This is a genomic window from Acinetobacter sp. AOR01_HL, from assembly GCF_027855455.1.
GTDB lineage: Bacteria > Pseudomonadota > Gammaproteobacteria > Pseudomonadales > Moraxellaceae > Acinetobacter > Acinetobacter baumannii.
Map to the genome: position 1 here is coordinate 48,223 of NZ_JAKTIM010000056.1, position 11,822 is coordinate 60,044.

The following is an 11,822-nucleotide window of genomic DNA, read 5'->3' on the forward strand; positions in this document are numbered from 1 at the left end:
TTTGATACTTAGCTCTTTTTTAGAATTATAAAAAAAGCACCCATAGGTGCTCTTAAAAAATAACTTCATTAAAACTTATATTGTAGTGTTAGCGCCGCATTTCGAGGGGCACCTAAAGTAATTTGGCCATATGCCGGGAAAACACCGTAATATTTTTTATCAAATACGTTGTTAATATTAAGCTGAGCTGAAAAATCTTTTGTAATTTGATAACGGGCCATAAGGTTTACAAGTGCATAATCTCCTTGCTCAACTTTCTCAATAACTTTCTTCGGATTCTTAGCATTAATATAGGTACTGCTTTGCCAATTTATCCCGCCACCCACGGTTATGTTTTCTAATTTGCCCGGTAATTTATAGGTGGTAAATGACTGAATCATCTTGCGTGGAAGTTGGGTATTAACATCGGCATCATTTGCATCTTTGGCAGAGAACTGGCTATAGCCTGCTGTAATATTCCAGTCTGGTGTGATTTGTCCACTTACTTCAACTTCAAAACCTTCACTCGTCGCACCTTTTGCTGCCCGATAATAGATTTCTTTTACCCCGTTACGAGTGACGTCCCCTGCTTCCTGAGCTAAATTATCTTGCTTAATATGATAAAGTGCTAAAGTACCATTCAAACGTCCATCAAACCATGCAGATTTTAGGCCTACTTCAGTACTGTTTCCTTCAACCGGGTCTAAATAGTTACCATCAAAGTCTTTTTTATCTTGGGGCTGAAAAATACTGGTATAACTTGCATAAGCAGTATAAACATCATTGAAATCATAGATAACCCCTGCATAAGGAACAAATTCGTGGTCATATTTTATGGATGAATTACGACCATATATATTCTTTTCATAATTTGTAAAACGTCCACCTAAAATAAATTTTAGAGGCTCAATCGGATTTAAATAAGTCGCAGCGAATAGTGCATTTTGTTCAATATTATATTTCTCATTGAGTGTAGGTGCATTCCACACTGGCTCAGGCATGCTCCCGTTCCATTCAAAGAAATTGCCAATTTCCATTTTTGTATCAGTTGAACGAGCATACGCTGTAAAGTCCTGATTGGAATATTGATAACCCAAAACAACCTTTTGCTCTAAGCCCCACAAATCAAAACTACCATTGAGCTGCAAAGAAGCGTTATCTTGCTCTACCTCAAGGTCATACGCTGATGCATAAGGAGATAGCCCTAGACCAGTATTTTTATCTACACTACCTGAAACATATAAAAGCTTAGAATTAGCATCACGCTTACCATGAGAATAAGACAGTTTAGCTGACCAGTTGTCATTAAATTTATGAGTTAAATCTGCAAATAGGTTGGTATATTTAACATTCCAGCGTGTCCAGTCAGCACTTGTAGTGGTATTTTTAGACCAGTTCGTTTTTGTGCCATCACTAAACCAGACAGGTAAACCTCCCCACATTGGTCCACGCGGATCATCTTCCTGATAACTTACCCCACCCGATAAAAGGGTATTTTCAGATAAATCTGCTTCAGCACTTAACAGTAAAGTTAGCTTTTCTTTAGACAACAAGTCGGTATAGCTGTCGCCTTGTTCATATTGGGCCACTGCTCGTCCACGTACTGTCCCTGGTTGATTAAGGGAGTTGGCAATATCACCCATAACACGGTAATTATCCCAACTCCCTGCACTCACTTCTACGTTAGCAGTTGGCTCTGTACTCGTAGCACGCTTACGAACCATATTAATCGCAGCAGATGGATTTCCAGCACCAAATGTAAGACCTGTTGCTCCTCGAACTACATCAATATGATCATATAAGGCCATACTTGAGAAAATTTCACCTGAAGACCAAGGCAAGCTATATGTGGTGGGAATACCATCAATAATATAGTTATCTACTACAAAACCACGTGAATAGATTCCACCTCGGTTGGTTTCATAACGGTTAACACTTACCCCTGTAACATTTTCGGCGACCTCAACCAAAGTTGACAATTGCTGGTCTTGTAAACGCTGTTGAGTAATGACAGAAACAGATTGTGGAACCTCACGAACGGATAAACCCAGTGGAACCGCTGTTTCTGTTTTCCCTGCTATATAACTTTTTTCATTTTCTTCGCCACTTCCAGCTTTTACTTTAATGGTAGGAAGAGTTCCATATTCTGAAGTCTGCTGATCAGTCTCTGCATGCGCTGAAATTGTGCTCATTGCTATAGCAAGTGCTAATGCATTAATTTGAAAGTGTTTCGTAGTCCTTTGCATAATCTTTAAGTAGCTTTAAAAAAATTACATGAATAATACAAAGAATAATTATCATTTGATACTGATTATCAATATTACTTTCATTTATTTTATTTATGGCCTATACAAGTTTTTATGATTGAAATTTATTCCTAACTAAGCCGATTGATGCTAAAAATAAAAGAGTAGCTGAGAAAAACGGATCAAACTTAAGATGAATATTTTTATTCGCGATGAGCGAGAAGAAGATATTAAAGAAATTGAAGAATTGACTAAAGCGGCATTTCTAAATGCTGAACATACGAGCCATACTGAACACTTTATTGTTAATAGTTTAAGAAAGCACAAACAACTTACAGTGTCTTTAGTTGCGGTTGAAGATAATACTATTGTTGGGCATGTGGCAATTTCACCAGTGCAAATTTCATCAGGTGAAAAGAATTGGTATGGCTTAGGACCTATTTCTGTCGCGCCGAATAAGCAAGGACAAGGCATTGGATCATTGCTTATGAATAGCTCTTTAGAAAAATTAAAAAAATCAGGCGCAAAAGGTTGTGTTGTATTAGGTGATCCAAAGTATTACAGTCGCTTTGGTTTTAAGGCATACCCTGACCTAAAATTAGCTGGAGTGCCCCCTGAATACTTCCAAGCCTTAAGTTTTCAAAATTATGTTCCTAAAGGTGATGTAAGCTACCATGAAGCATTTAATGCCGAAGACTAATTTAGAATTTTCTTTATTAAAAATAGATTTTATTAATTATAAGAAATACAAAAGTCTAATTTATCAATTGGTTGCTTAAAACAGGTCCATGAATCTTTTTCCGGTTTTTCAATAATTTTTTTAGATTTTAAATCACGATAATAAATAGTCGCATCTTTTAAATTCGACAAATTACTTCCTACAGAAACACATGAATCGTTATTTGAACAAATATTTGATTCTTTAATAAAAACTTTTGTATTAGCAAAAGTTAATCTTTCAAAGTTAGATGTCGAGTTATTTGTAGAAGAAAGTAAGCAAGGCTCAGTAATATTTCTACCATTCACTACAAAACAACTTTTACTGACTTCGAATGGCACTTGAGCAAAGGAGCTTGTAGCATAAGCTAATAGAAATAATATAATAAGGCGCTTCATGTTCTTTCTCTCTATATAATCAACATCTAGTCTAAAACTGCCTATAAATATTTAGACTATATTTTCAGTAAGCTATTTATAATACCTGTATTAAGATAAGTTAAATATTTACTATTCGATAAATTTTACAAAATATTAAAGCATTAGCTTATAGGCTACCTAACAATCGCAAAGTTATTCATTAAGCACTTTCCAATCGGTTCCAATTTGTGCCAAAGCTGGTAGCTCATCACTATTAAAAACATTGTAATTAGCATCTACAGCGAATCGATAGAGTGGTATTGAATCTGCCTCTGTTTTCTTAAAAAAACTAAAATCTTCAGTGATATGTATTAAGTCTTCTGCCCTATTATCTATTCCCAATTTGTTTCCACTGGCACCTGACGGTATATGTATATAACTTTCACAAGTTAATTCGACTATATTTCCATCTAGATCTTGATATGAACATTTCATGTTTAAACCCTTCCGTAATTTTTATAGATGTGTAGAAAAACTTAACATGCTATACAGATAAGTTATGGAATTTTTTATGATGTAATTGTTTAAGTATGTATATGGCAAAAGAAAACCGCCCCAGAAGGCGGTTGCTGAAATTTTCCAGCGATTATAAAAGTGCGGTGGACACACACTTTTATATGGTTTTAAACCAGATTTATTTTTTTATTATTTTTCTGATATTCTTCAGAATTAAAATAATTCACAATCATCTTTGCATTTTCTTCCGATACTGCTTTTTTATTTTCAACTACCGTCTGAGCTTCTTTTTTTGCGTTAAAGTCGGCTGGCACAATACTTGAAAGTGGTGGTAATTTTGGCTGCCCGCCAACCGTGATTCTTTCAATAAAGCTCGCTAGCCACATAATATATTCACCTTTATTTTTATATTTAGGCATTAAACTCATGTCGAGTTTAATCGTGCATTCACTTAAAGGTTTACTTAGGCATTCTTCAAAATCGATAAAATTGTATTTGAGTTTACAGGGAGTTCCCTTTATCTCTTTACGAATAATACTGACCAAGTTATTTAGTTGTTCGATCAGGTTATCTGAAAACAATTTATCTTCTTCTAGTTTTTTATAAACCTTCTCGGCAATTATTAGAAATTTTGGCATATTTCCTTCCCTCTTATATTGACCATCGCGATTGATCAGACTTTTAGGGAAGTATGATGAATATATTATTGCAATATGTAAGTGTTGAAATACCAAATGTAATCTATAAGAGTGTTCTGAAACTGACTTCCATAACGAACCACAGCAATGAATAGAAATGTAAAATCCATCACATTTTAACTCCGAAAAATTTTTATAGTTAGTAATAATTTTCTAAAAAAATTAAGCTCATCAATAATATTATTTGACCGGTATTTTTTTGGTTTTTTGAGTAAAAAATAGAATATAGAAATATTTGAATTATTTTTATTTTACTGCCTTGCTGAATAACTAAGTTGCCTAGTCGAGGGGCTAGAACGTTAACCGTGTCTTCAGCAAGGTCTTTTATGATTATGTTTTAGTTTGATGCTGCTCACGCACCGCTTAAAGCTGCTTCAAACATTTCAATAATTGCTTTGGCTCCTTCTGCCTTTTGCCTTGCGTCCTGATCGTCAAAGATAACCGTTTCGTCATTTAGTTCACTCACATATCGCCGGGCTTCGTCTAGAGCTCTCCTTATTTTTTGTACTTTATGTTTGTTTACGTCTTTGGCAATGGTTGGCGCATATCCTCCACGTTTAGCGTTTTTAAGTTGTCTAGCTCTGTTCTCAATTGCTGTAGCCATTCAAACACTCCAACTCACCTAACAAATTTTAGTAAAGCAACTTTATTGTTTGTTATTCTTAAACATTTAGTATTTTCTTTGTTCAAAGTGTCAAATTTGTTACTTAAGCCTTACTCCTGCAAGTTTTAGATTGAGTTTGCTTAAAATCTTTTAATCTACAATGTGCATGTAGCTTTTAAAGTCAACTTATACAGCTATTTAATAATAATTTTCTAAGAATAGTTATAAATTAATGTATAAAATTATTAAAAAGATGCTATCTATTTGAAAATAAAATAGATAGCACGCTAACAGTTGTTTATTCTACTGTTAATTTCTGAAAATCATGGCCTGAAGGTGCCTGATACACTCTTAAGCCAAACTCAGGCAAAATCGCAATCAGATGATCAAAAATATCTGACTGAATTGCTTCATAAGAAACCCATGCGGTGGTATTGGTAAATGCATAGATTTCTAATGGTAGACCTTCACTCGTTGGTTGTAGTTGGCGAACGATAAGCGTTTGATTTTGAGCAATCCCCTTATGCTGGCGCAAATAGAATTCAACATATGCTCTAAATGTTCCAATATTGGTTAAACGTCTTTTGTTATAACGTGACTGATTACCTAAATGCTTATTAAATTCGTCAATCTCAGATTGCTTGGCATTGAGGTATTGATCTAGCAATAAAAAATCTTTGAGTTTTTGTTGCTCTTCTTCGGTCATGAAGTGCACGCTAGTTTGATCGATATAAAGAGAACGCTTCATACGGCGACAGCCCGCATTACTCATACCACGCCAGTTTTTAAAAGTGTCTGTCACTAGTTTATTGGTTGGAATCGTGGTGTATGTTTTATCAAAGTTTTGAACGGTCACTGTGTGCAATGAAATATCAATGACATCACCATCAGCATTGAGCGATGGCATTTCAATCCAGTCCCCAATACGTACCATGTCATAAGAGGCAATTTGTACACTCGCGACCAATGACAAAATCGTATTTTGGAAAACTAACATTAATACGGCTGCCATTGCACCGAAGCCAGCCAACAACGTAAATACATCCTTTTTCAGGAATGTACCCAAAATCATTAATCCGCAAACAACAAAAATAATGAGTTTAACGAGTTGCAAATAACCTTTAATCGGCTTATTTCTAGATTTTGGATTACGCTGATAGATTAAATTAAATATATTTAATAATTCACTAATGGTGAGCGCAATCGTGAGAAAAATAAATGCCTGTGCGCCCATCTGTACCAAAGCAATCGCTTTTTCCGACAAATGCGGAACGGTAGTAATACCGTTCATAATGACAATGGCCGGCACAATATTGGCAAATCGCTTAATGACACTATGCTGGGCAAAAACCGACTGGTTGAGTGACTTAATTTTAGTCACTAAATGACGTATTCCCCGAACAATAATTCGTTTAGCAATGAAATTTGCTAATGCAGCAAAAAGGATCAAAAGTGTGAGCGAAACTAGCATTTCTAGCCAAGGATAGTTGCTTAACTCAGCTTGAAGATCACGATAAAAATTAAAAAAATCCAAAACCTACACCTTAAAACTTTATTTTCAATAATTTTAAAGTGTTCATGTGTGATAGATTAAGGCTTGTTTACATATGTCGTCATAAATACAACAAGGAAGTAATATTCAATCGTAAAACTAGATAAAAGCTGATCACTACTATTCGACTAGACAATAAATAGATTAACAAGTATGGAATAGGTGGAAAAATATTTATCTCAAGTCACTGCTTCTCTTTGTACTTATATAAAAAGAGATTTTTATTCCTTAAGAATGCTACATATGAACAAGTTTTAAGACTTTTTTAAATATATTAAATTAATCAAAACTCTTAACTCTCTTAGAAGATCTTTTGTTATTTATGTTTATTTAAGAGCCACAAATACTTCTATTATATAGATTAATAATATTATTAATTAAAATCATTCTCATTTATAATTCGACGAATTTACAATCACTCTCAGGGCGAGAAAATGGGAAATAAGATAAAAAGTAATAAACTTTTTACTAGGAAGTCTGAAGCAAAAAATATCATTCCACTTCTATCACTTGGTGGAGCCATCTTTCTCTCAAACTCGGCCTTTGCAGCCTCGCCTTCTGAGACAACAGATGCTGAAAAAAAACCTGAAGCACTCCCTACAATTACAATCACCGCTTCACGTGCAGATGAACTTTCTACATCTGCCAAACAAGTGACCAAGCTAGATGAAAAACAAATTGAACTTTTAAGAAATGGTTCATCTGGAAATATTGCAACTGTTTTAGCTAAAGCCGTACCGGGCCTTTCCGACTCAAGCCGAACCATTACCGATTATGGTCAAACTTTACGGGGCCGTAATGCCCTCATCTTGGTCGATGGCGTTCCAATGAACCTGACACGCGACACATCAAGAGGTCTTTCAGCTATCGACCCTGAAAGTATTGCTAACATTGAAGTCATTCACGGTAGTAACGCAATTTATGGTGGTGGCGCTTCTGGCGGTATTATTTCAATTACCACGAAAGCGACTGGTGGCGAACCTACAGCTAAAACAGTAGTTGGGCTACAAACACCTTTAACAAACTTCCGTTCTAATGCTTTAAGTGGCGATATTCATCAATATTTCACAGGCAGCTTTAACGCTTTTGACTATGCACTCGACTTTGGTTATCAGCGTATTGGTAGCCCGTACGATGCAAGTAGCGACCGTGTTGCTCCAGAACCAAGTCAAGGAGATTTATATGATTCTGACGGCTATAGCATCGGCGGTAAGCTTGGTTATCATATTGATGACAACCAATATGTCCAGTTTGCTGCAAACTACTATAATGCCGAGCAAGATTCAGATTATGCATCTGACCCAAGTGTGAAGAATGCCCCTGCCGGAACAGTGCCAGCGAAAGCAATTAAAGGCTTAAAGCTAAAAGACCAAAATAAAAACGAAAACCAGATATACAATTTAACCTATAACCATAAAGACTTTTTTGGCAATAAGGTTGATGCTCAAATTTATTACCGCGACTTCTTTACTCGTTTTTCACCATTTGATGCACGAAAAAATGCAAATCGTGGTGGACAAGTCGATCAGATCTATCAAGAAAATAATGTACTCGGTAGCCGCTTAACTGTGACTACACCACTTGAGTTTTTAGGTGACACCTCATTGGTTTGGGGTGGTGACTTTAGCCGCGAAAAAAGCGAAATGCCTTTAGATATTTTTGATCAAAAAATTTATGACCAATCTGGTGGCTTAGAGTTTGTAAAAACTGGTAAGCTCATTTATTTACCTGAGCTTACCACGCAAAGTGTGGGTGGCTTTGTACAGTTAAAACACCGCTTTAATGATCAATGGTCAGCAGAAGCTGGTACGCGTTATGAAGACAGCTATGCCCAAATTGATAGCTTTGTTCCATTATCACAATTAGGTAAACCCAACCCTTACACCGTTCAGGGCGGAAAAGTGAAAGCTGATGCATGGTTGTACAATGCTAATGTGACTTTCTCTCCAAACGACCAACATTCAATTTATGCATCGTTTAACCAAGGTTTTCAATTACCTGATGTAGGTTTAATTATTCGTAATGCTAGTGAAGGTTTTAACCTTGGTTCGTCATTCTTAGAACCTGTAAAAGTCGATAATTATGAGTTGGGCTGGAAAGGAAATTTCAATAATTTTTCTTCAAGCTTAGCGGTCTTCCACTCTACTTCTGACCTTGGTGCGGTGCAATCTTTCAACAATGGTTTAGTCCTCGCTAGAACTAAAGAAAAAGTCACTGGTGTTGAAGCAACTTTTGACTATCTGGACGATGCCAATGTTTGGGGAACTGGTGGTAGTGTTACATGGATGAAAGGCCGTGAAAAACCGCAAAACGGTGCTGAGCAAGACATGACAGGCTTCCGTATTCCGCCATTAAAACTCACAGGTTATATTTCTTATAGCCCAACAGAAACTTGGACAAACCGTTTACAAGCCACTTACTTCGGTTCAGAAGATTACCGCCTAAACGGCAAGAATAGTTTTGGTCGCTACGATGTAAAATCTTATACAACAGCAGATTTAATCAGTAGCTTTGCGCTTAACAAAAAAGACACTGTGACGATTGGTTTAGAGAACATGTTTAACCGCAAGTACTACCCTCTCTATAGCCAATTATTAAGATCTGGTAATAACACTAGCCATTTAGTAGCAAATGGTGCAACGCTGAAAGTTTCTTATAGCCATAAGTGGTAATTGAGATTTTAGTTAGTAACTAACATTATAAAAGCCCCATTATCGGGGCTTTTATTTTTAATCTAGGACATCATTATTAAAAAATAATCTAATAATTTGTCTCGTTCATCTATTCTATCTTTACTCAAAAGCTGGACCATTGCCCCATCAATCACAAACAAAAACATATAGGCATCTTCGAGTGTAGCTGTGGCTTTAATGGTTAAAAGTAATTGATGTATTTGGGTCACCAACCAGTTTCTATAATCAACCACCACCTTGTAGGCAGTTGGATAAAACTTTTCAATTTCAAAAATGGCCTGTAAAGGTAAACGGTACAGCCCTTCGAGGTTGGCATGCAGAAAAAAGATTTTCTTGAGCTTATCAAATACCATAAGTTCACGGTATGAATAAATAATAGAAAATACTTCTTCTTTTAACCCGTCCTTTTGAAAGGTTAAGCACATTTCAATGAGTCTTTCTTTAGAGTGGAAATAGTTGTAAAAGGTGGCTTTGGTAATTTTGGACTCAGCAATAATTCGGTCGACACCAACCTTGTGAAATCCGTATTGTTTAAATAAATCTCTTGCTGTGTGAAGCACTCTAAGTGCTCTAAATGAAGCTTCTAAATTTGGCATAGTTATACCGCTTAAAATAATTTTTTGTTGTATATAAAAGAGATAGAAATGTCGTCACTCTTAAATTGAGCGCTAAAAACAGACATGCAAAAGCCGTACAATAAAGATGTGCTCGCCTATCTCGGGTTTATTGTTGCTATGATTTTTGAGTTGTAACGATTTTTAAGACGCAAAAACCTAAAGTCGATTCAACCGCTTTATAGACTGTTTAAGTGGTATAGACAGAAAGACTTTGGCAAAAACCAATAAATGAGAAGAATTAGTACGCATAGCGAACTCCTTTGGCTATAAAGAAGTTTCACCACATTACTGCTAAATAATGGTGGCGAAACGAAAGAGGGTTAGCAGACTGGAGCCAAAGAATCCAGCACACCCGAAGGTGTCCCCCTCCCGTTCTGAACTGCACCCCATAAGTTAGACTTTTTAAACTTATGAGGTGTGCCCTATGCCAATTCCGAAGCATTCAAAAGAGTTAAAATTAAAAGTCATTCAAGCTTATTTAGATGGAAGTAAAGGATATAAAATCCTTTCACAAGAATTTAATGTTGATCTCCAAACCATCCGCTTATGGATTGAAAACTATAAGGCACAAGGTGAAGATGGCCTGAATGTTAAAACTAAAAAAACCTACTACTCTTCCGAATTTAAAATCAAGGCTGTACAAATGCTTCTTGATAAGATACCGGTAAGAGAAGTTAGAAGACGGTTAAATCTGAGCGGGACGTCAATTTTAAGAAGGTGGCTCGCTCAGTATCATAAAGAAGGGATTGCCGGGTTTAATACTACGAGGATTTATACCAATATGGTTAAACAAGATAAAACCAAAATAACTAAGCCTATAAAAGAAGACAAAGATAAATCTCAACAGGAACTCATTGATGAAGTGACCGCTTTACGAGCGGAGGTTGCCTTTTTAAAAAAGCTAAAAGCCTTAAAACTGAAGCAACGTACTTAAATACACTTTGTACTGCAGACACTGTTCAGGTTATTTCAGAATTAAGGCAAATTTATCCATTAAAACTCTTACTCAGTATTGCAAAGATTGCTCGTAGTACTTATTTCTATCACATGAAAGCTGTACGCTCTAATGACAAATATACTGAGTTAAAACAGCAGATTAAGTCCATATATCACAAGCATAAGGGATGCTATGGCTATCGTAGAATTACTCTTGCCCTGAAAAGTACAGGAATAATAATCAACCATAAATGTGTATATCGCCTTATGAAAACCATGGGAATTAAATCACGTATCAGAGCATTGAAATATCGCTCATATAAAAGTGGTTGTGTCGGGACGGTGGCTGATAACATTATGCAACGGCAATTTAAAGCGAACCATCCCAACCAGAAATGGGCAACTGATGTGACGGAATTTAATGTTAACGGTGAAAAACTTTATTTATCACCAATTATAGATTTGTTTAATGGGGAAATTATTACCTTCCGAATCCAACGTAAACTCAATTATGAGTTAGTGAAAGATATGCTCATTCATGCTTTAGCTAAACTTAAGCGACATGAGAAACCAATTCTCCATTCAGATCAAGGATGGCAATATCAAATGGCTCATTACCAACAGCAATTAAAGCAACATGGTTTAATTCAAAGTATGTCTCGTAAAGGAAATTGCTTAGATAATGCTGTAATAGAAAGCTTCTTTGGAATATTAAAATCGGAATGCTTTCATGGAGAAAAATTTCAATCAATTGATGAATTAGAGAAAACGATACGAGAATACATTCATTATTATAATCATGAGAGAATCAAGGTGAAGCTACAAGGTTTATCCCCTGTACAATATAGAAACCAGTTTATAAAAACTGCTTAACTAACTGTCCAACTTTATGGGGGCAGATCAT

The 11,822-nt window shown here is 35.8% G+C and carries 11 protein-coding genes; 4 read left to right on the plus strand and 7 right to left on the minus strand.

Annotated features, from left to right (window positions below):
* Nucleotides 1-68: 68 nt before the first annotated feature.
* A complete protein-coding gene (locus MKL62_RS17720) occupies nt 69-2,225 on the minus strand; it encodes a TonB-dependent siderophore receptor (protein WP_005128414.1) in 2,157 nt (718 codons plus the stop codon).
* Nucleotides 2,226-2,418: 193 nt separating this feature from the next.
* Between MKL62_RS17720 and MKL62_RS17725 the strand changes: the two genes are divergently transcribed.
* Nucleotides 2,419-2,925 carry a GNAT family N-acetyltransferase gene (locus MKL62_RS17725; protein WP_005128412.1) on the plus strand — a complete coding sequence of 169 codons (507 nt, stop codon included), beginning with the start codon at nt 2,419-2,421 and terminating at the stop codon, nt 2,923-2,925.
* 32 nt (nt 2,926-2,957) lie between these two features.
* Here MKL62_RS17725 and MKL62_RS17730 read toward each other — a convergent pair whose 3' ends face one another.
* The 5 genes from MKL62_RS17730 to MKL62_RS17750 all read right to left on the minus strand — a co-directional run bounded on the left by MKL62_RS17730 (nt 2,958) and on the right by MKL62_RS17750 (nt 6,654).
* Nucleotides 2,958-3,341 (minus strand): hypothetical protein, encoded by a 384-nt coding sequence (locus MKL62_RS17730; protein WP_000825555.1) that lies wholly within the window; start codon nt 3,339-3,341, stop codon nt 2,958-2,960.
* A gap of 174 nt (nt 3,342-3,515) precedes the next feature.
* Nucleotides 3,516-3,797, minus strand: a complete 282-nt coding sequence (locus tag MKL62_RS17735) for a hypothetical protein (protein WP_000650375.1) — start codon at nt 3,795-3,797, stop codon at nt 3,516-3,518.
* A gap of 188 nt (nt 3,798-3,985) precedes the next feature.
* The gene (locus MKL62_RS17740) at nt 3,986-4,456 is read right to left on the minus strand and encodes a hypothetical protein (protein ID WP_001123841.1); all 471 of its coding nucleotides are present in this window, start codon (nt 4,454-4,456) and stop codon (nt 3,986-3,988) included.
* Between the two features lie 412 nt (nt 4,457-4,868).
* Nucleotides 4,869-5,120: a hypothetical protein gene (locus MKL62_RS17745; RefSeq protein WP_000179474.1), complete on the minus strand. Its 252-nt coding sequence runs from the start codon at nt 5,118-5,120 to the stop codon at nt 4,869-4,871.
* A gap of 298 nt (nt 5,121-5,418) precedes the next feature.
* The gene (locus MKL62_RS17750) at nt 5,419-6,654 is read right to left on the minus strand and encodes a mechanosensitive ion channel family protein (protein ID WP_005128411.1); all 1,236 of its coding nucleotides are present in this window, start codon (nt 6,652-6,654) and stop codon (nt 5,419-5,421) included.
* A 452-nt stretch (nt 6,655-7,106) separates the two neighbouring features.
* Here MKL62_RS17750 and MKL62_RS17755 point away from each other — a divergent pair, with 452 nt between their 5' ends.
* On the plus strand, nt 7,107-9,344 hold the full coding sequence (locus tag MKL62_RS17755) for a TonB-dependent receptor (protein ID WP_005128410.1): 2,238 nt from the start codon (nt 7,107-7,109) through the stop codon (nt 9,342-9,344).
* A gap of 62 nt (nt 9,345-9,406) precedes the next feature.
* Here the strand turns inward: MKL62_RS17755 and MKL62_RS17760 are convergent, their stop codons facing one another.
* Nucleotides 9,407-9,961 carry a TetR/AcrR family transcriptional regulator gene (locus tag MKL62_RS17760; RefSeq protein WP_001133117.1) on the minus strand — a complete coding sequence of 185 codons (555 nt, stop codon included), beginning with the start codon at nt 9,959-9,961 and terminating at the stop codon, nt 9,407-9,409.
* Between the two features lie 445 nt (nt 9,962-10,406).
* Between MKL62_RS17760 and MKL62_RS17765 the strand changes: the two genes are divergently transcribed.
* Both MKL62_RS17765 and MKL62_RS17770 read left to right on the plus strand, forming a co-directional pair.
* Nucleotides 10,407-10,916, plus strand: coding sequence for a helix-turn-helix domain-containing protein (locus MKL62_RS17765; protein ID WP_001122273.1), 510 nt, complete (start codon nt 10,407-10,409; stop codon nt 10,914-10,916).
* A 32-nt stretch (nt 10,917-10,948) separates the two neighbouring features.
* Nucleotides 10,949-11,791, plus strand: a complete 843-nt coding sequence (locus tag MKL62_RS17770; protein WP_223673390.1) for an IS3 family transposase — start codon at nt 10,949-10,951, stop codon at nt 11,789-11,791.
* Nucleotides 11,792-11,822 lie beyond the last annotated feature (31 nt).

Bases quoted from the DNA above. Each gene is read 5' to 3' on its own strand.
- MKL62_RS17760 (WP_001133117.1), bottom strand. From the start codon at position 9,961: ATGCCAAATTTAGAAGCTTCATTTAGAGCACTTAGAGTGCTTCACACA.
- MKL62_RS17740 (WP_001123841.1), bottom strand. From the start codon at position 4,456: ATGCCAAAATTTCTAATAATTGCCGAGAAGGTTTATAAAAAACTAGAA.
- MKL62_RS17725 (WP_005128412.1), top strand. From the start codon at position 2,419: ATGAATATTTTTATTCGCGATGAGCGAGAAGAAGATATTAAAGAAATT.
- MKL62_RS17720 (WP_005128414.1), bottom strand. From the start codon at position 2,225: ATGCAAAGGACTACGAAACACTTTCAAATTAATGCATTAGCACTTGCT.
- MKL62_RS17765 (WP_001122273.1), top strand. From the start codon at position 10,407: ATGCCAATTCCGAAGCATTCAAAAGAGTTAAAATTAAAAGTCATTCAA.
- MKL62_RS17735 (WP_000650375.1), bottom strand. From the start codon at position 3,797: ATGAAATGTTCATATCAAGATCTAGATGGAAATATAGTCGAATTAACT.
- MKL62_RS17745 (WP_000179474.1), bottom strand. From the start codon at position 5,120: ATGGCTACAGCAATTGAGAACAGAGCTAGACAACTTAAAAACGCTAAA.
- MKL62_RS17730 (WP_000825555.1), bottom strand. From the start codon at position 3,341: ATGAAGCGCCTTATTATATTATTTCTATTAGCTTATGCTACAAGCTCC.
- MKL62_RS17755 (WP_005128410.1), top strand. From the start codon at position 7,107: ATGGGAAATAAGATAAAAAGTAATAAACTTTTTACTAGGAAGTCTGAA.